At 46.5% G+C, this 19903-nt stretch carries 21 protein-coding genes; 10 read left to right on the top strand and 11 right to left on the bottom strand.

Annotated elements, in window-relative coordinates:
- Nucleotides 1-76 precede the first annotated feature (76 nt).
- The 5 genes from QUB11_RS03980 to patD all read right to left on the bottom strand — a co-directional run bounded on the left by QUB11_RS03980 (nt 77) and on the right by patD (nt 5082).
- Complete coding sequence (locus QUB11_RS03980) at nt 77-562, bottom strand: GNAT family N-acetyltransferase (RefSeq protein ID WP_333156807.1); 486 nt, start codon at nt 560-562, stop codon at nt 77-79.
- Nucleotides 563-838: 276 nt separating this feature from the next.
- Nucleotides 839-1912 (bottom strand): RNA polymerase sigma factor, RpoD/SigA family, encoded by a 1074-nt coding sequence (locus QUB11_RS03975; RefSeq protein WP_333389868.1) that lies wholly within the window; start codon nt 1910-1912, stop codon nt 839-841.
- 110 nt (nt 1913-2022) lie between these two features.
- Nucleotides 2023-3696, bottom strand: coding sequence for an ABC transporter ATP-binding protein (locus QUB11_RS03970; protein WP_333201067.1), 1674 nt, complete (start codon nt 3694-3696; stop codon nt 2023-2025).
- Nucleotides 3697-4053: 357 nt separating this feature from the next.
- On the bottom strand, nt 4054-4638 hold the full coding sequence (locus QUB11_RS03965) for a zf-TFIIB domain-containing protein (protein ID WP_333156811.1): 585 nt from the start codon (nt 4636-4638) through the stop codon (nt 4054-4056).
- 45 nt (nt 4639-4683) lie between these two features.
- Entirely contained in the window at nt 4684-5082 is a 399-nt protein-coding gene (patD, locus tag QUB11_RS03960) for a heterocyst frequency control protein PatD (RefSeq protein WP_333389867.1), read from the bottom strand.
- A 174-nt stretch (nt 5083-5256) separates the two neighbouring features.
- On the opposite strand from patD, the gene QUB11_RS03955 reads away from it, so the two are divergent.
- From QUB11_RS03955 to QUB11_RS03940, 4 genes are all read left to right on the top strand, one after another.
- Entirely contained in the window at nt 5257-5457 is a 201-nt protein-coding gene (locus QUB11_RS03955) for a hypothetical protein (RefSeq protein WP_333389866.1), read from the top strand.
- An 88-nt stretch (nt 5458-5545) separates the two neighbouring features.
- On the top strand, nt 5546-7819 hold the full coding sequence (locus QUB11_RS03950) for a bifunctional (p)ppGpp synthetase/guanosine-3',5'-bis(diphosphate) 3'-pyrophosphohydrolase (RefSeq protein WP_333389865.1): 2274 nt from the start codon (nt 5546-5548) through the stop codon (nt 7817-7819).
- A gap of 15 nt (nt 7820-7834) precedes the next feature.
- The gene (locus QUB11_RS03945) at nt 7835-8242 is read left to right on the top strand and encodes a DUF6883 domain-containing protein (protein ID WP_333389864.1); all 408 of its coding nucleotides are present in this window, start codon (nt 7835-7837) and stop codon (nt 8240-8242) included.
- 81 nt (nt 8243-8323) lie between these two features.
- On the top strand, nt 8324-8548 hold the full coding sequence (locus QUB11_RS03940; protein WP_333101992.1) for a DUF4926 domain-containing protein: 225 nt from the start codon (nt 8324-8326) through the stop codon (nt 8546-8548).
- Nucleotides 8549-8589: 41 nt separating this feature from the next.
- On the opposite strand, the gene QUB11_RS03935 is transcribed toward QUB11_RS03940, so the two are convergent.
- Nucleotides 8590-8712: a hypothetical protein gene (locus QUB11_RS03935; protein ID WP_333389863.1), complete on the bottom strand. Its 123-nt coding sequence runs from the start codon at nt 8710-8712 to the stop codon at nt 8590-8592.
- A 181-nt stretch (nt 8713-8893) separates the two neighbouring features.
- Nucleotides 8894-9814 (bottom strand): glycine betaine ABC transporter substrate-binding protein, encoded by a 921-nt coding sequence (locus QUB11_RS03930; RefSeq protein ID WP_333389862.1) that lies wholly within the window; start codon nt 9812-9814, stop codon nt 8894-8896.
- Nucleotides 9815-9977: 163 nt separating this feature from the next.
- Here QUB11_RS03930 and QUB11_RS03925 point away from each other — a divergent pair, with 163 nt between their 5' ends.
- Entirely contained in the window at nt 9978-11345 is a 1368-nt protein-coding gene (locus tag QUB11_RS03925) for an aldehyde dehydrogenase (RefSeq protein ID WP_333389861.1), read from the top strand.
- 521 nt (nt 11346-11866) lie between these two features.
- Nucleotides 11867-12217, top strand: coding sequence for a 4a-hydroxytetrahydrobiopterin dehydratase (locus tag QUB11_RS03920; protein ID WP_333201079.1), 351 nt, complete (start codon nt 11867-11869; stop codon nt 12215-12217).
- Between the two features lie 26 nt (nt 12218-12243).
- On the opposite strand, the gene QUB11_RS03915 is transcribed toward QUB11_RS03920, so the two are convergent.
- Complete coding sequence (locus QUB11_RS03915; RefSeq protein ID WP_333201081.1) at nt 12244-12978, bottom strand: response regulator transcription factor; 735 nt, start codon at nt 12976-12978, stop codon at nt 12244-12246.
- A 595-nt stretch (nt 12979-13573) separates the two neighbouring features.
- On the opposite strand from QUB11_RS03915, the gene QUB11_RS03910 reads away from it, so the two are divergent.
- Nucleotides 13574-13828, top strand: coding sequence for a DUF6761 family protein (locus QUB11_RS03910; protein ID WP_333101986.1), 255 nt, complete (start codon nt 13574-13576; stop codon nt 13826-13828).
- Between the two features lie 407 nt (nt 13829-14235).
- On the opposite strand, the gene grxD is transcribed toward QUB11_RS03910, so the two are convergent.
- The 3 genes from grxD to QUB11_RS03895 all read right to left on the bottom strand — a co-directional run bounded on the left by grxD (nt 14236) and on the right by QUB11_RS03895 (nt 15687).
- Nucleotides 14236-14559: a Grx4 family monothiol glutaredoxin gene (gene grxD / locus QUB11_RS03905; protein ID WP_333201083.1), complete on the bottom strand. Its 324-nt coding sequence runs from the start codon at nt 14557-14559 to the stop codon at nt 14236-14238.
- Between the two features lie 201 nt (nt 14560-14760).
- Nucleotides 14761-15021, bottom strand: coding sequence for a BolA family transcriptional regulator (locus QUB11_RS03900; RefSeq protein WP_333052524.1), 261 nt, complete (start codon nt 15019-15021; stop codon nt 14761-14763).
- A gap of 42 nt (nt 15022-15063) precedes the next feature.
- The gene (locus QUB11_RS03895; protein ID WP_333389860.1) at nt 15064-15687 is read right to left on the bottom strand and encodes a hypothetical protein; all 624 of its coding nucleotides are present in this window, start codon (nt 15685-15687) and stop codon (nt 15064-15066) included.
- Nucleotides 15688-16038: 351 nt separating this feature from the next.
- Between QUB11_RS03895 and QUB11_RS03890 the strand changes: the two genes are divergently transcribed.
- The 3 genes from QUB11_RS03890 to QUB11_RS03880 all read left to right on the top strand — a co-directional run bounded on the left by QUB11_RS03890 (nt 16039) and on the right by QUB11_RS03880 (nt 19586).
- A complete protein-coding gene (locus QUB11_RS03890; RefSeq protein WP_333389859.1) occupies nt 16039-16335 on the top strand; it encodes a type II toxin-antitoxin system HigB family toxin in 297 nt (98 codons plus the stop codon).
- A gap of 375 nt (nt 16336-16710) precedes the next feature.
- Nucleotides 16711-17109: a transcriptional regulator gene (locus tag QUB11_RS03885; protein ID WP_333389858.1), complete on the top strand. Its 399-nt coding sequence runs from the start codon at nt 16711-16713 to the stop codon at nt 17107-17109.
- Nucleotides 17110-17258: 149 nt separating this feature from the next.
- Nucleotides 17259-19586, top strand: coding sequence for a S8 family serine peptidase (locus QUB11_RS03880; protein ID WP_333389857.1), 2328 nt, complete (start codon nt 17259-17261; stop codon nt 19584-19586).
- The last annotated feature ends 317 nt before the right edge of the window (nt 19587-19903 follow it).

The following is a 19903-nucleotide window of genomic DNA, read 5'->3' as shown; positions in this document are numbered from 1 at the left end:
GGCAAGATGCCTGTGCCACACACAGGCAAGATGCCTGTTCCACACACAGGCAAGATGCCTGTTCCACACGCCTGAATTACTTCGATGCCAAATTTGCCAAAGACTCGCCCGCAACCCGGCAAATCCGCCAGTCGGGCATCACATCAGCACCGATACCCTTGTAAAATCCGATCGCCAATTCATTCCAATCCAAAACGCTCCATTCCAAACGCCCGCAGCCCCTTTCTACTGTCAACTGCGCTAAATAAACTATCAAAGACTTGCCAATTCCCCGCCCTCGAAACTCAGGCAGCACAAACAAATCTTCCAAATAAATTCCCGGCTGAGTTAAAAAAGTAGAATAATTGTAAAAAAACAGCGCCCAGCCCACAACTTGACCTTCACACTCGGCTAAAATCGCTTCAGCAAAAGGTCGATCGCCAAACAAATGATGCTCCAAATCAACCGCATTGCCAGTAACGGCATGAGATAATTTTTCGTACTCAGCTAAAGCTTTAATCAAATCAAACAGCACCGGCACGTCGGCGCGGGTAGCTGGACGCAAAATTACCTCAGAAGACATAAATAAGTAAGTAGTACGCGACAATTAACAATTAAAAATACCACATCAAGACCTTTTTAATTTGTAATTTTTAATTAAGTTTTCCCCCATTGAATCAGCATATATAGCAATCCTAAATCCTTTGTGAATTTCTTACTCCCTCCCCTTGATAAGGGGAGGGTTGGGGTGGGGTAAAAAGTTTACAACTCCTGCAAGGATTGCTATATACGGCGGGGTCGGAGTTTCCCCCACAATAATTTTAAGATTTTTCACAATGCAAACTCAATGTTTTTTAGCTTATTTCAACCAGCCCTTCAATCGTTCCGTCACTTGAGGGCGGCGCAGCTTTCGCATTGCCTTATTTTGAATTTGACGGACTCGTTCGCGGGACAAATTGAACAAACTGCTGACCTCTTCTAAAGTGTAAGGTTCGCCGGTCAGCAAACCGTAACGCATAGCAACAATCTCTTTTTCCCGCTCAGTCAAAATACTGTCCAACACCTCCAAAATATCTTGGCGCATCATCATCTCATTCATCTGAGCTTCGGGAGATTGCGTCGCGTTATCTTCGAGAACATCCAAAAGTTCCGAACTTTCTTCGGAGCCGATGCGGTGGTTGAGAGACAAAGATTGCCGGCGTACTTGCTGGAGGTAGCGAAGCTGTTCGCAAGTTACTTGCATTTCTCTAGCGAGTTCAGTTTCACTGGGATTGCGTTGAAGAGAACGCCTCAAATCCCGATAAACTTTTTTGAGTTTATTTAACTGTTCGACAATGTGAACCGGCAAGCGAATCGTCCGCCCTTGATTGGCAATTGTCCGGGTAATTCCTTGGCGAATCCACCAATAGGCATAAGTAGAAAACTTGTAACCCTTCTCCGGATCAAACTTTTCGGCTGCCCGATTCAAACCCAAAGCTCCTTCCTGAATTAAATCGAGAAAAGGCACGCCCCGATTAAGATAGCGTTTGGCAATCGAAACCACCAAGCGCAAATTCGAGCTGATCATTTTCCGTTTCGCCGACTGACACTGGTGGCGAAGCTGTTGCAGTTGAGTTTCGCTTATCCCCAAAGCCGCTGCGAGTTCAGCTTTTGTCGGCACTCTGTCTAATTCCTGCTGCAAACGCTGTTCTAGTTCATCCAGGGCTACCAATTCTTGAACGCGGCGCGCCAACTCCACCTCTTCGGTGGCAGTCAGTAGAGGATAGCGAGCCATTTCCTTGAACAAAGCTCCCACTGGATCGTCGGCAGACCAGTTGTTGTATGCTGACGATCGAGTTACCGTCGGACGATCGATCTCAGTGTCTTCATCTTGTGCGATCGCGAATGAGGCTTCGGGTGCCACCGCAAAACTGCCTAGGTCAGATTCTGCCATATCGTGCTTGGTGTCGGTGGAAGGATTTGAAAAGTATCCCTTAACTTTAACCAATTTAACCGGAAATTTCCGAAATCCCAAATCCCAAATCCCAAATCCCAAATCCCAAATCAATTAGTTCGAGCCAGTAAAGGAGCTGCCTGCAATAATTGCTGAGTATAAGGGTGCTGCGGATTAGTAAAAATATCCCTAGTCTTACCGATTTCAACAATTTTGCCAGCATTCATTACCGCAATACGATCGCAAAAAAATCTCGCCACCCACAAATCGTGCGTAATAAACAGATAAGTCAAATTAAATTCCTGCTTCAACTCCAACATCAGCTCTAAAACTTGAGTCTGCACGCTGGCATCCAGCATACTCACAGGTTCGTCGCAAATTATCAGTTGCGGCCGAGTAATCAAAGCGCGGGCGATAGAAACTCGCTGCTGTTGTCCTCCTGACAATTCCCCCGGATAGCGACGAAAGAAATCCTCCCCTGGGCTTAAACCCACCCGCTCTAACATTTGGATTACTTGTTTTTTCGCTTCGCTGCCATTAGCTAATTTGTGAATAAACAAAGGGTCAGCAATACTTTGCCCGACAGTCATCATCGGATTCAGGCAAGCGTGGGGGTCTTGAAAGATCATTTGCATTTCGCGGCGGTGCTTCCTCACAGCATCGCGGTTCAGGGCAGTTATATCTATTCCTTGAAATTCCACTTTGCCACCAGTCGCGGTAATTAGCTGCAAAATCGTGCGTGACAAGGTACTTTTGCCGCAGCCGGACTCCCCCACCAGCCCTAGGGTTTCTCCCCGTTGTAGCTCTAAACTAACGCCGTCTACTGCTTTAATTACCTGGCGATTCCTGGAAAACAACTGATCTAATAAATTGCTTTCTAAACTGTAGTGTTGCTGCAAATTGGTTACAGTCAAAAGAGGCGAATTTGTTGAGTTTGCAGTAACCGCTTCAGTCCTGATTTCCTCGAATGCTAACCCTTTGTCAGAATCGGCTTGAATGTGCAAAGCTGCTTTGAGGAGCGATCGAGTATATTCGTGCTGCGGCTTCTCAAAAACGTTTTGCACCGGCCCTGTTTCTACGACTTTACCGCCGTACATCACCGCAATGCGATCGCAATACTCAGCCACCATCGCCAAATCGTGAGAAATCAACAAAATCGCCGTTCCCCGTTCCTCACAAAGTCTGGTTAATTCCTGCAAAATCTGAGCAGCTACAGTTACGTCCAAACTTGTAGTCGGTTCGTCCGCCACAATTAATTTGGGATCGAGCAAAAGAGCCAAAGCAATTGCTACTCTTTGCCGCATTCCGCCGCTAAATTCGTGGGGAAATTGCGACCAGCGAGACGCGGGGATTTTCACAGCTTCCAGAGTTTCGATCGCCCGTTTCTTAGCTTGCTTGCGATCCAAATTCGGTCTGTGAGCTTGCAAAGTCTCGATGCAATGTTCTCCTACAGTCATCAAAGGATCGAGACGAGTCATCGGATCTTGAAAAATCAATGCTACAGCTTCGCCCCGAAACCGTCTCAGCCGCGAAGCATTCATATCAAACACCGACTCTCCAGCAAAACTAACTCGCCCCTCAATCAGCGTTGAATCCGGCAGCAACCGCATCGCCGCCCTTCCCAAAGTTGACTTACCGCACCCAGACTCCCCAACTAATCCGAGCTTTTCCCCCGGTTTCAGCGTCAGGGAAACCCCGTCCACGGCCCAACCGGATTGGCCCCGCCGCTGAGGATAAGCTACTCGCAGATTGTCAACGGAAAATAGAGAAGAGTCATTAGTCATTAGTCATTAGTCCTTAGTCAATCGATTTTAGATTTTAGATTTTGGATTTTAGATTAAAGAATTAAAGCATTAACTTGCGCGAGATAAATTCGGGGGCTTGTATCCTGGATGCTTGATTGTCAGTAGTCAGTGGTCAGTGGTCAGTTGTTATTTGTTATTTAATGGTCAATATACTGGCTGTTAGTTGTTACTTCTTAGTGTTTGAGAGTTATTAGTTATGGGCAAGAGACTGCTCTGCTGTTTGTAAATACAAATAAAAATAGCTACAAACAAAGCTTTTATTAGTACATCATTCACCGAGCAACTGATAACTGACAACTGACAACTGACAACTAACAACTGACAACCATCAACTGACTAAATTTCCTTTCGCTTCAACTCAGCTCTCCGCAGTATGTAGGTAGCCGCACAATCTGCGTGAGGATGGTCTGCTAAAACTTCCGCGAGTTCCAACACATATCCGGCGATATCCGGCCCCAGCTTCTCAGTCAGCACTTGACGTTCGCGAGAGGCGAGTTCTTGCACGCGGGCCTTAGCTTGCCAATTCGGAGAAAACATCTTGTCAATCTCGGTGTGGAATCCCAGACTTTCGAGAATGTCCCACTCGCCGTTATCGCACCAAATGCCCCCGCACAACATACAGCGCTCTATGTAAAAGGGCACTCTGCTGAAAGGAACTTTCGCCCGCGACAGATAGTGACCGTCTTCGGGACACAGCGCTGCTTTGCTGTCGTAGACAGACGGGGTGAATTCTATGCCGAGAGTCGCTGTCGCATCAGGCTTCTCGGATTTGTTGTACCACTGGCTTTGCTCTTTTTGCCAAGCTTCGTATTCTCTGCCTGGAATCCAGATACCGTAACAGTTGGGACACCACTGCACGGACATACGGCCGGCTAAGGTACCGCCTTCTAAATTCGGATGTTTACATTTTGGACATTCCACCGCTTTATTTCTCCTTGCCTTATTAATTCCCTGTTAATTCAATTATTAATTCTGTATCTGGGCGGGCCCTGAAGAACCAGAATTTTTTTGCAGCAGCGCGCCACAGTAGCCAATTAGCGTGTTAAGCCGCGCGATCGCCGCAGTTTGCCTCGCCTTTGCTGTCGCTGGCTGGCGCGACGCTTGCAAAAACGTGACATCTGTCCCCAATAACCGCAGTTGCTTGTGAATTTCCGTCAAATAGGACTGCTCTGGGGGTGTTTCTGAGGCGTCTAACTCATCGCTTTCGGCTCTCATAATTTGGTTTCCGAAAAATTGTTGCACTTTTGTGTATTCGATCGCCAGCGAGGCCCGATCCAGATTCTCCTGTGCAGCAGTTCTTTGTAGTTGTTCTAGCGCTTGCTGTAATTCTTGGTAGCGCTGGCGGCGGTCTTCGGACAATATCATGATTTTGTAAACAAATTTGTATTTATAATCAAAGTAGATACTTACTTAAGTTTGCTCATATGGAGGGAAGCTGTGCGTTTTTGGAGCTATTCCCTGTTTTGTGAGAACTTTTTTTGATTTTCTGCCCTAACTCTACCCTTCTGGCTGCTGCTTTTAGTTTAGCGTTGCCGGTAAATGCCGATCGCCCGCAACCTCAACGGCTACCGCCAAAATATGCTTATTTTACCCGATTTTCCCCGATCGACAGACTGCGGCGGTGGCAGTGGTGTCACTATATTTTCCTACCTCCGAGGGGGGGCGACTGGGAATTCGATAGGTATAGTTAACAGAAAAATCGACTATTTTTTTGAATTGCCAATTGTGGCATTCAAGTAGTTTAGTATAGCTAAACACATAATTTCGGCAATTCAACCAAAAACTGGCTTTTAACCATTTGTATTTCTAAGTTTTAAAGGTGTACCCCATGAACGCGAACACTCTGACTCCCTCTCCTTCGATCGATCCTGCTGTAGTTCCCGATTGGCTGCAAGAATGCCTGAATGCTCGATCGCAGCCTGATGGGGGCGCTAACCCGAATTGTTCGACTGACGACAGCTTAATTTGTCGGGCCTTTGAATTTGCCCGCGACTTGCACGAAGGACAATACCGCAAATCGGGAGAACCTTACATTTGCCATCCGGTAGCTGTCGCTGGAATACTCCGGTATATGGGCGGCAACAACGTCATGATTGCCGCGGGCTTCCTCCACGACATTGTTGAAGATACAGATATTACTCTCGAAGAAATAGAACAGCGGTTCGGCGCCGAAGTCCGACAGTTGGTTGAAGGTGTCACCAAGCTTTCTAAGTTTAATTTTTCCAGCAAAACAGAGCGCCTTGCGGAAAATTTCCGCCGAATGTTCCTAGCAATGGCTAAAGATATTCGCGTTATTGTGGTCAAACTCGCAGATCGCCTGCACAACATGAGGACTTTGGAGCATTTGTCCGAAGAAAAGCAGCGCAGTATTGCCCTAGAAACCCGAGATATTTTTGCTCCCCTAGCAAACCGTTTGGGTATTGGCCGCTTTAAGTGGGAATTGGAAGATTTAGCCTTTAAATACCTGGAACCGGAAGCTTACCGCGAAATTCAGGAATTGGTGGCAGAGAAGCGGGCCGATCGAGAAACTCAACTCGCAGAAGTCACAGATAGTTTGCGAGAAAGGCTTGACAATTTAGGCATTAAATGCTATGAAGTTAGCGGCCGTCCCAAACATTTGTACGGGATTTACGGGAAGATGCAGCGCCGCCAAAAAGGGTTTAAGCAAGTGTACGATATTGCGGCGGTGCGGATCATAGTAGAAACCAATGATGACTGTTATCGGGCTTTGGCGATCGTCCACGATTCTTTCCGCCCTATTCCCGGCCGCTTTAAAGATTATATCGGTTTACCAAAAGCCAACCGCTACCAATCTTTGCACACGGGAGTAATCGGAACCAGCGGCCGCCCCATCGAAGTGCAAATTCGCACCGTAGCAATGCACCACATTGCAGAATACGGCATTGCCGCGCACTGGAAATACAAAGAAACCGGCGGTTCTAACACAAAAGTCACCGGCGATGACGAAAAATTTACTTGGCTGCGACAACTCCTTGAATGGCAAAGCGACCTCAAAGACGATCGCGAATATTTACAAAGCATTAAGGACAACTTATTCGACGAAGATATTTACGTTTTTACTCCTAACGGAGACGTGATTGCTCTCAATAGCGGATCAACTCCCGTAGATTTTGCTTACCGTATTCACACAGAAATTGGCAATCACTGCACCGGTGCGAGAGTCAACGGGCGAATGGTGACATTAGATAAGGTTTTAAAGAACGGCGATATTGTAGAAATATTGACCCAAAAGAATGGTCATCCGAGTTCCGACTGGCTGAATTTTGTCAAGACAAACGGAGCAAAAAACAGAATTCGGCAGTGGTTGAAGCGATCGCACAGAGATGAAAATCTCGCTCGCGGGCGCGAATTGCTGGAAAAAGAATTAGGTAAAAACGGCTTAGAATCTTTGCTGAAATCTGAACCCATGCAGTCTGTGGCTCAGCGCTGCAACTACCACAGCGTCGAGGATTTAATCGCCGGTTTGGGCTATGGCGAAGTCACCCTAAATCTCGTAGTAAATCGACTGCGAGATTTAGTAAAAGTGCAGCAAAAAATTGAAGCTGCCCCCGCCGGAGGACAGGAATTGCCCCAGCTAATACCTGCATCGACGGCACCGAAACCAGTACCAAGTTCGTCTCCTAGCAAATCGCCGATCGCAGGTGTAGAGGGATTGCTCTACCATTTATCCGGCTGTTGCTGTCCGATTCCTGGAGAATCCATTATTGGAGTTGTGACTCGCACTCGCGGAATTTCGATTCACCGACAAGGATGTTCAAATGTTGAGAACGTGCCTGGGGATCGCTTGGTTCCTGTGAGTTGGAATTCCAGCAACCGCAATGAATCTCGACCCAACACTTATCCGGTTAACATTCAAATTGAAGCCCTCGATCGAGTGGGAGTTCTCAATGATGTTTTATCGCATTTGAAGGACAACCAAGTAAACGTCCGCAGCGCTCAAGTCAAAACATATCCCGGATTGCCTGCATTAATTGACTTGTGCATGGATATCCAGGATAAACAACAGTTCGAGCGCACTTGTATGCAAATTAAAAAGATGAGCGATATTTTGAATTTGCGGAGGCTGAGTGAAGGGACTTAACAGGAAATTCTTCCTATGGCAAAACTCAGCCTTAACTCTGTTATTCCTTCAGCAAAGCTGACCAACTATTTATTAATCCAGCTTCCTAAAGACGACAAATCTCAGTTTCTCGATCGAGGTGGTTACAGCATAGAAAACTGGCAACAGCTCGATCGAGATTTAAGAAGCCAGATACTTCCTCTGGAAGCGGAGCAAATGGAAAACACCAGATACGGTCAAAAGTACATGATTAAAGGCAGTTTAACAGGTCCAAACGGTACGATTTTACAAGTTAAAACCGTTTGGATAGTTACCGAAAGCCTCCAAGGTACAAAGCCCCCGGATTCATCCGTGGAGGGAGAAAAAAGCTCGCCCCTCATTATTCACTTGCCCCCCGGATTCATCCGTGGGGTCAATTTTTCAATTCTAAAATCTAAAATCTAAAATCTAAAATCTAAAATCGATTGACTCCATCCGAAACCAGATTTGTTACATTAGTTCCTGATTGACAAGAGGTTAAGCCCCATGAAATTTAAACTATTTTCACAGGTAGCATTGCGAGAAGACATCCCTAAGTATGGTCTAAAAAAAGGTGCTATAGCAACTATTGTTGAACATTACCCGATGCCTGAAGGTAAAGAAGATGGTTATAGCTTAGAGGGTTTCAATGTTGAAGCGATTACAGTTGAAGTTGCCGAGTCCCAGATTGAAGCAATAAAAGCTCCTGTTTTGCAGCTTGGAAAATATTGATTACCCTTCGCCTTCCACCAGCCTGCGATGAGAGCGACTCATCAAGCGCAAAGCAAAACTTGTTCTTCTTCAGAGAGAGGTGCTTCGGAAGCAGCATTAATTTTTTCTAACAGTTGTTGATTTTCGCGGCGGCGGATAAATTCTTCAAGCGCTATTTCGATCAAAAAGCTATGCGAAATGCAAATTTCGCATAGCTTTTGTTACGGCTTGTTCAAATAAAGATGCTGGCAATGAGATAGCAGTTTTGACAGTTGTCATAGCTTTATACCTTCATTTATATGAGTCTAACTAATAGTATAGCTAACCAGAATACGGTTCCGCAAACAGGCAGAACAATGAAACCCTTTATTTCGCCGGAGCGACAGGCTTTGATACGCCCAACTTTTGCTGCAAAAACTCCTGGGCTACTTCTCCAGCTTCCTGCTGTTTCTTATCAACTTTATAATTCAGTCGTCGCATATCTTCCTCGGAGATTTTGCCGCCCAATTCTGCGAGCACTTGACGCAATTCCGGGTATTTTTCCAAAATTTGCGATCGCACAACCGGAACTGCTTCGTAGGGCGGGAAATAGTTCTTGTCATCTTTGAGCACTACTAAACCCAAACTTTGAATCAAACCGTCCGTCGTATTACCAGCAATCACATCTACTTCTTTTTGTTGCAGCGCTTGATAAAGCAATCCTAACAGCAATTCCTTCGGTTGTTCTCGAAACTTAATCCCGTAAGTTTTAGCCAATCCGGGAAATCCATCTTCTCTCTCGTTAAATTCTGGGCCGAAACCAGCCCGGAGGTTAGGTGCAGCTTTCCCAAGTTGCGATAGAGTTTGTAAATTGAGTTTTTTGGCATCGTCTCCCCGCACAATAATCGCAAAACTGTTATTAAATCCCAGCGGTTCCGTCCATTCTGCTTTAAACTGTTTGGGATATTCTTGTTTGAGGTAATCGAGGACTTTTTTGGGGTCAGAAATCGATTTCTGTTTGAGCAGGTTGGCGTAAGCAGTCCCCGTGTATTCGACGTACAAGTCGATTTTACCTGCTGTTAGGGATTGATGGCAAAGCGAACCTCCGAGATTCAGTTCTCGTTCTACTTTGATATCTGTTTTAGCTTCGATATGGCGTGCTAAAATTTCTGCGAGGATGACTTGTTCGGTAAAGTCTTTCGAGCAGATGACCACTTGCTTTTGGGGCTTAGAGGTACATCCTGCTACTGCAAGCAAGCAAAGCAGCCAGCAGGAATAGAAAAAAAAATCGTTTTTAGAGATTTTCATGACTTAACTCAAATTAAGCATCTACAATTAATACCTTATAAGTTATAGCATAAAGCCCCGATCGCAGACTTTTTCAAGAGGTCTGCGCTTTAACACCGATCGCACTTTACCCAAGTTCCGTTTTCCTGTTGTAACATTTATTTATAGACATGGAGGACTAAATATGGTAATCAGCGTCAGCGATATTATCCAGCAGCAGCGGCAATTTTTTGCGACTGGGAAAACGAAAGATGTGGATTTTCGGCTCGAACAACTGAAAAAACTTAAAAGTGCGATCGAACTTAATCAATCACGAATAGTCGATGCTGTCAAGGCAGACCTCGGTCGGCCGGAATTCGAGGCTTATCTTGAAATCGCATCGATTGCCGAAGTTAATTATGCCCTCAAAAACCTCAAATCATGGGTAAAGCCGAGAAAAGTGCCTGCTTCGATCGATCAATTCCCAGCATCAGCCCGCATTTACCCTGAACCTTTGGGCGTAGTATTAATCATCGGGCCTTGGAATTACCCATTTCAGCTAATGATATCACCCTTGGTCGGGGCGATCGCCGCCGGCAACTGTGCACTTCTCAAACCCTCGGAAATCGCCTCACACACCTCCGAAGTTATCGCCGACATGATATCTAAAACCTTCGATCCCGCCTATATAGCCGCCGTCGAAGGAGGAGTCGAAATCAGCCAACAATTGCTAGCCGAAAAATTTGACCACATCTTCTTTACAGGCGGCACTAAAATCGGTAAAATAGTCATGGAAGCCGCCGCCAAACACCTGACACCTGTAACCTTGGAATTAGGTGGCAAAAGTCCTTGCATTGTAGACTCAGATATTCAGGTTGAATACACAGCAAAACGCATTGCTTGGGGCAAATTTCTCAATGCCGGACAAACTTGCATCGCTCCCGATTACCTGTTAGTTGATAAAAAAGTTAAACCTGCTTTGATGACAGCAATTAAAACAGCAATTCACGAATTTTACGGCGATGATCCGCAAACAAGTCCCGACTATTCGCGGATTATCAACCAGCGGCAATTAGACCGTTTGAGTGCGTTTATCAAAGATGGAGAAATTGTCGTCGGTGGGGAAGTTAAGCCGGAAGATAGATATATTGCACCGACGGTTTTAGATCGTGTTTCCTGGGATTCGCCGGTGATGCAAGATGAGATTTTTGGGCCGATTTTGCCAGTTTTGGAGTATGATGATTTCGGAGAGGCGATCGCCCAAATCAACGCCCGTCCCAAACCCCTAGCTTTGTATTTGTTCTCCAAAAATAAAGAGAAACAAGAGCGAGTTTTGCGGGAAACTTCTTCGGGGGGAGTTTGTCTCAACGACACCGTTATGCAAGTGGGAGTAAAAGATTTACCTTTTGGCGGAGTTGGTGAAAGCGGCATCGGTAGCTATCACGCGAAAGCAAGTTTTGATACTTTTTCTCATTACAAAAGCGTGCTGCAAAAGTCATTTTTACTTGACTTAAAATGGCGGTACGCTCCCTATAAGGGTAAGTTGGAGTTGATTAAGAAAATTATCGGTTGAGCGCACTTGGAGGGGCGGGTTCGCCAACGTTTACAATATCACCGAGATAGCCAAATCAACCCGCCCGTTCCTGATATTATCGGTCAACCGATTCCACGGTGAAGGATAATTCCCATAAATTTTAAATGATTGCTCATCTGTTTTTTGAACGGTTCCGATCGCAATGTCTACCTTGCACCATTCTCAGTAACAGGCAAGATGCCTCTTCCAGAAAGAGTGAATTGGGAGCATTTCATATTTGTAAAAACACTTCTTCTGGCTCCTGACTTCTTCCTTCTGACTCTTTTCTCCTGACTCCTAACTCCTGACTCCTAACTCCAATTTCTAGCTTAACTGCTTTCATTGAGATGCTCCCAGTGAATTTCTTGTGGGGAGTAGGGGTTGGGGATCCTACCCGCCCATAAAAAGCTTATTGAAAATGCTGCAAGATGTCCATCCTAAAGGACAGTTGCCCATCCAAAACAATCCACATTAGAAATGTCTATAATATGTTTTAGCATCTGATCGCTAACAAGCAATTTATGGAACCTTTAGCCAAAGAGCCCTGTGCCGCCTGCCACCCAAACTCTGCCCGCGTCACAGCTTACGAAATTGTCCAACTCAAACCTCAAATTCCCGACTGGAATTTGATCGAAAAAAATGGCATTCCCCAAATAGAACGCACCTACGAATTCCCGGATTTCAAAAGTGCGATCGCCTTTACAAACAGCGTCGGCGAAGCAGCAGAAACTCAAGGACATCACCCCGCACTGTTAACCGAGTGGGGGAAAGTTACCGTTACTTGGTGGACTCACGAGATTTCTGGACTGCACCGCAATGACTTTATTATGGCTGCGAAAACCGATGCGATCGCCAATCAATTCCCAAAATAAAATCCGACTTATAGCCCGATCGTAGTTTAAGAAAGCACCGCCCTAGGCACTGGGGAATGCGGTTGATTGGCATTATTCAACAACTCTAGATTTAGTCGGTAGCCGACATTCCGTACAGTTTGAATCAGGCTCGGCTGTCGCGGGTCGATTTCGATTTTTTTACGCAGAGAGAGTACGTGAGTGTCGATCGTCCGGGGGTTATCAATCGCATCAGGCCAGGCCCGACGCAGCAAATCCGAGCGCGACAGCGGCACTCCTCCAGCTTGAGCTAGCACGTACAGCAGGCTAAATTCCTGGGGAGTCAGCTCAATATGTTCGTCGTACAACCTGACTCGGCGCTGCACCAAATCAATTTTCAGCAGCCCGCACTCCAGCGTCGCCGGCGGTAGCATCGTGCGGTTACGGCGCATCAGAGCTTCCACCCTGGCCATAAACTCTTGCATCCCAAAGGGTTTAGTCAGGTAATCGTCTGCCCCCGCCTTCAAACCTTCAACAATATCCGATTCCGAATTCCGCGCCGACAGCATCAAAATCAGCGACTGCTGTTGCTGTTGCAGCCAGTTGCAAAATTCCAAACCGTCCCCATCCGGCAATTGGGCATCCAGAATGACTAGGGTTGGCTGGCGGCTGAAAAATATTTCCCTAGCGTGACTGATATCCGCTGACTGGTGCACCCAGTGACCGACTTGCTGTAGATGCCAGCCCAAGAGCGATCGCAGGTGCGGATTCCCTTCAACAATTGAAATACTTGCAGATTCCACAGAGGCGAGCTTCCCATATCACTAATTGCTACAAGGTTAACAGAGCTTTTGTCAAGCTTTTGTAACCATCGCTACTCAAGCATTAGCTCCATTTAAAGCAGCGGACAAACCCAGGGTAGGAATTTTAAAGATTTGGTCAATTTGGCAGGGTCAGCCTGCAGAAAGGTGAAATCATTCTGGCGGTAAGCTTACAATGAAAATAAGACAGTGTAAAGCCGATCGATCCCATGCCCCAACCGCCTGCCAAAAGCGATCCCCCTGACCCAGCCCCCATTCCCAGGAGGTTGACAAATCGCGCAAGTGAAACTAGAATTCCTCCAACCGTTCGCTCGGTAGCCGGAACACTCAGCCACTTTAACCGCCAAATTCAGCAACATCCCGACTTTATTAAACGCACAGCGAATTATCTAGGTGCGCGCACAAAGTCGAGCAACTGCATTGCAACGAGTGAAATTTTTTATGGAGGGTAGCCTGTTGAGCAGGGTAAAAACTTTTATTTAGAAATAGCCTCAAGCTGAGCCACTCAGCATCAATCGAGGCCGTTCCTAAATCCCGCCGTCATTATACAAACCACAAAGGATTTCAAGCTCATACCATGCTACAAGACACCCAAACAATCCGGCACTACCAAAAACTCACCGACGCCCTCGTCGAAATGTGGAATAGAGGTTATCGCTTTGATGACCTACGGCTTTACTTAGACGGCTATTTAGCAGCCCTGCGGCATTCCAACAGTTTGGAGCCCTATCTGATTCACAGACTAGAGGAAGAAGCAGCGCGTTACATTCACGACCCCTCCAATTTTGCAATGCCACAGACACAGACACAGGCTGAATCAGACTACTATTAAATAGCAAATTCGGTTTGATAAACCCTTGATGATTTGGGAAGTGGGAATTGGGAATTGGCAATTGGGAATTGGCAATTGGGAATTGGCAATTTTAACGGGTTCCCTGGCTATGCCTCGGAACCGATGTCCACAGGCTCGGCCTCGCTTTGGGAGCCTAAAAATTCGATGCCTAGCCGACTGCATTGCGTTCCTAGGCTTTGCCTGGTATAGCAATCCTAAAGAAGTCGTAAATTTTTTACCCCACCCCAACCCTCCCCTTACCAAAGGGAGGGAGTAAGAAATTCACAAATAATTTAGTATTGCTATAACGAATAATTAAGTAAGTTAACTTAATTCAACGTAAAACGCGATTGCTGTTATTTCCCCGACTTCTTTAAGAAGTCGGGGAAATGTTTTTTCTGTCTAATTTAAGAAGCCAAAGCCACTTCTACAACTTCTTGCAATTCGCCCTTTTGATACATCTCGATCATAATATCCGAGCCACCAACAAATTCGCCGTTGATATAAACTTGAGGAATTGTCGGCCAGTTGGAATACTCTTTAACGCCTTGACGAATTTCCTGGTCTGCCAAAACATCAACAGTTTCGTAAGGCACTCCCAAAGTATTGAGAATTTGCACCACAGTATTAGAAAAACCACACTGGGGCATTAACTTATTGCCCTTCATAAACACCATGATTTTGTTTTGCTTAACCAACTCGTCAATTCTTTGATGTGCTGTTGTACTCATGGTAGGTCCTAATATTGTTTGAAAATTTTTCAACGTTGACTGACGCAGAAACCGGGTTTTTTAGGAAAATCTTTCGTTACAGCCATAGATTCCGGTTAAAAAACCCGGTTTCTTTGGTTTTTGTGGGTAAGTGCAGCAGTTGTATTTCAAGCAACTATTGACACAAGCACAAACTTGTGATACCCAATTGCCGCTCAACAATTAAGCAGCTTGACTTTTCGCTTCCCATTCTGCAGGAGTTAAGGTTTCCAAGCCCAAAGCGTGGATGGCTTCACTAGCCATTGCCTGTTTGAGAGCGCCGTATACCAGTTGGTGCTGCTGTACTCGGCTTTTTCCTTCAAAGGCTGCAGAGACGACTCTCGCCTGGTAGTGGTCACCGCCACCGGTCAAATCGTCAACTTGTATTTTAGCGTCGGGCAACCCTGCCTTAATCATTTCTGCTACTTGAGACGGTGTAACCATTGGTTTCTCTGATAAACGGCTGTAATTTAGATTTTAGTGGAACTATTTTGTCGATGAGCTCGGTTGACTGCTGGCAGGCCGGGGAAAGGGCGAATCCACAAAACCCAATTCCAGTAACTGCTGGTAAGCTTTCTTGCCCAAGTCGCGAGTTGGCTGCTGCGATCGAATAATCTGAATTAGCAGGGGCACAGCCAGTTCGGGCTTATTTTGCGCCCGGTGTACCAACGCCAGCCGATAGGTAGCTTCGTCGCGCATTTGGGCCGTTTCTACAGCTTTGGTGCGGTGGCTTTCCGCCAAGCGGATGTCAATTCCGGCAAAACTGCTACCCAGTTGTTGGTAGAAGTTGGACAGTTGATTGAAAATTTGGCGGGATTCTTGGAGTTTTTGAGTAGCCAGTGCGTAATTCTGAGAGGAAATAGCACTGCTGGCTTCTGTCATCAAACGCTGGCCTCCTGGGACGCTCAGCAGACTGCTGTCTTGCGTCAGAGGGCGAAGATTGTTGGGGTCTGTGGGGTCGTCGGCGGGCTCGATTTGCGGTTGGTTCTCTGGCCCAGAAGGTTGTTGTGCTTGGACTGGGAGCGGTTGCAACAGGGTAAAAGCTGCGATCGCCCCGATCGTAATCCGGGCAGTGGAGCGAAGCCAACAAACAGTTCCAGAGTATACCATGAAATTACTTTGCGCCTGTGCGCTTTAAAAAAATATTTAGCTTGAGCCGATCTTACCATTGGCGATCGCAACCGGCTAAGTGTAAACCAAATTTGTTGAAATGTCAAAGTGATTGGAAATCCAGGCGATTGGAAATCCGGGCGATTGGAAATCCGGGCTACACAAACAAAGTCCGCCTACGCGGACTGAAGAAAGGAAATTCATTCAACCCGCCTGCGCGAGTTTTGTCTGTGTAGACGCGGTTTCAACCGCTGGGGGCTCTCAAGGAAGCTGAGTATCTCAAGGAAGGGACTTGACACTTCGGTTCTCATTATGAGAACATACAACTATACTTTCAGAAACGGTAACGCTATGAAAATCGTGTTCACAAAAAAGGTTCTTAGTGCGATCGAACGCTACGCCGATGCCACAACTCCGATAGCAGTTTTGTTCCAGATGCTGAAAGACAACGATTACGCATCGCTAGAAGAACTACGAAAGGGATATTCCCGACACGTCAATGAAGTCTATGGATATACCATATTTAATATTAAAGGCAATCAGTATCGCTTAATTGTAACAATAAACTACAAAAAAGGAATTATAGATATTAAGAAATTTTTAACCCATGCAGAATATGACAAAATCAACTGGAATAATCAAAAATAAGTAGAAAAAATAGGTTAAACTACACCTAAAAAAATCAGGGAATCAGCACTGATTCCCTGATAGTAAACAACTACAAATCCCCGAAGCCAATTGTCAAAACCATGCTACCAAGAAACAAACACCCACCTTATAGAAACGGCGTTGCTGAATACAGGTATGAATTCAAGATTTCGGAATTTCTAGAAGCCAAGTATGGTGAGTTTTGTAACATCAAGCGAAAAGTGGATTCATACCGTGAATCAGCAACGCCAGAAACTTCATAGATATAGCAATTGCCAAGATAGTTAGGACATTATTAATTTCTGAAACCCTTGTGTTGATTGCCTTCTTCCTTCTTGTTTGTGCCATATATCTCATTCAAAAATATAATCAACCATGAATATCACAATTGAGAAAACAGCTTACGGTCAACTGCTAGCGAAATCGCAGCCTAAACCAATCCTGAACGAAGAAGACTATTCTGTCGCCGAAGCAGAATTTAATGCCCTAATGTCTCAGGAAGAATTGACCGTGGAAGAAGAAACTTTACTAGATCTCTGGGCACTGTTGATCGAACAATACGAATCGAAGTATTACCCAATTCCACAAGCCACTCCTCAAGATATTCTATTACACCTAATCGAAGATCGCGAGATCAAACAAGTGGAATTGGTGGGGGTGATTGGTTCAAAAGGAGTCGTTTCTGAGGTGGTTAATGGTAAACGGGCGATTAGCAAAGCCCAAGCTAAGGCGCTGGGAGAATTTTTCAACGTTAATCCTAGCCTATTTATCTGATGGGAGTTGTTGCATCATTGTTAATCAGCCTTTTACGGGCGTTGCTCAAAGTAACGGCCCACAAGAAAATTCAGTTTTTGTGGAACAGGCATCCTGCCTGTTCTTAAGAATATAGTAAGACTGAATTAAAATTAACAAAGGCATTTCTGATGACACAACCGATCGAACTTTCCGCAAATACCTTACAAAATTATCAAGGTATCGGAGTTCCCGATAAAAGTCTCCCACTGATTTTACAACGCGGCGGCGATGAATTGCTGCTGTCAAAAGCGGACGATCGCTTTACAGTCCGCCCCTCATCAACAGCATCAGCCTCAAACGATTGGGCTGCAACAACTGGGGCAAAATTCACCCGTCGCATCGGCCAAAGCAATCTCGAAGAATATCTCGTGGCGCCCTCTAGCCTAGAAGCAGCAATGCAAACAGCCCGCGCCAGCGAGGCTGTAGCTTTTGCCAGCCACGTCTATTGCCCCGCGAACAATCCCAGTACATTCTTTTATTTAACCGACCAAATTACAATTCAATTTGGCGAACAAGTAGACGAACAATCGCGAACTGCGATCGTCAATGCAGCAGCTTTAAAAATAGTCCGGCCAGTAGAAGGAATTCCCAACACCTTCGTCTGCGAAATCACCAAACAAGCAACAGAAAACCCGATCAAAATTGCCAACCGCCTGACAAGATATCCAGAAGTTCTCGTAGCAGAACCCAACATTTTAGTAGAGACGCAGCAGCATTACACGCCCCGCGATCCGCTTTATCCCAAACAGTGGTATCTCAACAACAAAGGCGGCAAGGAACTTGTCGGCGGTGCTCAAATTTATGCAGAACCAGCTTGGAACCTGACTCGCGGAGTTCGATCGATCGTAATTGCGATCGCCGACGATGCAGTTGACATCACTCACCCAGATTTTCAAGCCCAAGGCAAAATCGTCTCACCCATCGATTTCAAAGAGGGCGACACATCCCCGATGCCAGTCGCCGACTCAGACAACCACGGCACAAGTTGTGCCGGCGTCGCCGTTGCTGAAGAAAACGGCAAAGGCATTGTCGGCGTCGCCCCCGGCTGCGCCCTGATGCCCATCCGTACCAGTGGTTTTCTCGATGACGATTCTGTCGAAAAAATATTTAATTGGGCGATCGCAAAAGGGGCCGCCGTCATTTCTTGCAGTTGGGGGCCTGCGGCAGTTTACTATCCGCTTTCCCTGCGGCAGAGTGCCGTTATCACCAAAGCAGCAACCCAAGGGCGGGGCGGCAGAGGCTGCGTTATTCTGTTCGCGGCGGGCAATGCCAACCGCCCAGTCAACGGCACAATTAACGAGAAAGGCTGGCCCAACAACATCCTGGGCGGTCAAACTAGATGGCTGGCAGGATTTGCCGTACACCCAGACGTAATTGCCGTCAGCGCTTCCACTTCCCTCAACAAAAAAGCAGCCTACAGCAATTGGGGCACCAGCATCTCGGTTTGCGCCCCCAGCAACAACGCGCCGCCGGGAACTTGGTTGCCAGAAACCGGATTTATCGCCACGCCGCCGGAGGTGACGCAGTATTTGCCCGGTTTGGGGGTGTTTACTGCCGATCGAGTGGGCGATCGGGGCTACGACTGGGGGGACTATACGGACACTTTTGGCGGTACTTCCAGCGCCACTCCAGTAGTCGCTGGGGTTGCAGGGTTGATACTTTCGGCTAACCCCCGTTTGACGGCGCGGGAAGTGCGGGGAATTCTCGAACAAACTGCTGAAAAAATTGTCGATCCCGATCCCGATCCCCAGTTGGGCAATCGCATGGGAAATTACGATCCTAACAACGGCCGCAGCGATTGGTTTGGTTACGGGAAAGTGAATGCTTTTAAAGCTGTGCAAGCTGCGGTGAGAAAGGGCGGCGGCAATCCAAATATCGGGGGTGCGGTGTTCAGTGATATTTCTGGACATTGGGCACAGAAGTTTATTGAAGCTTTGGCTGCGGCGAATATAATTAGCGGTTTTCCTGACGGTTCTTTTAGGCCTGATGACAGTTTAAACCGTGCTCAATATGCGGCGCTGTTGGTGAGTGCGTTTAGTCCGATTCCGAGGGTGCCGGCTACAAATTTTATTGATGTTTCTGCTAGTTTTTGGGCGAGAAGTGCGATCGAACGGGCAAATCGGGGGGGGTTTTTGGCGGGGTTTCCGGGGTTGAAGTTCGGCCCGAATCAGAATTTGACTAAGGCTGACGCGATCGTGTCTTTGGTTAACGGTTTGGAACTCAAGGGCGGCAATCCTGATTCTTTGAAAGTTTACACCGATCGCTCTCAGATTCCTAATTATGCTTTAAGTGCGATCGGCACAGCAACTGCTTTGAAGATTGTGGTTAATTATCCTTCCCGCGATTGGCTTTCGCCGCAGCGGGATATTACCCGCGGTGAGATTTCGGCTTTAATTTACCAGACTTTGGTGGCCACTAATCGGGCAAAGGCGATCGATTCTCCTTATATTGTCTAATGGCGATCGGTTCGTAGTGAGGACTGAAGTCCTCTTCCCCGCGAGGGGACAAGCAGCAACCAGTACGACACGGATAAACACGGATACACGGAGGATAATAGCCAAATTAGCCAATTAGCTAAACCTCAGACGAGTCAAACCATCCGTGTATCCGTGTCAAAATCAGTGTTGTGCTGTGTGTCAAAATCACTAATTGTGCTCCACCTCTTCCCCGCGAGGGGACAAGCAGCAACCAGCACGACACGGATACACGGAGGATAATAGCCAAATTAGCCAATTAGCTAAACCTCAGACGAGTCAAACCATCCGTGTATCCG

This window comes from Microcoleus sp. B6-A1 (genome assembly GCF_036705085.1).
GTDB lineage: Bacteria > Cyanobacteriota > Cyanobacteriia > Cyanobacteriales > Microcoleaceae > Microcoleus.
This window is presented reverse-complemented; position numbering and strand designations above follow the sequence as displayed.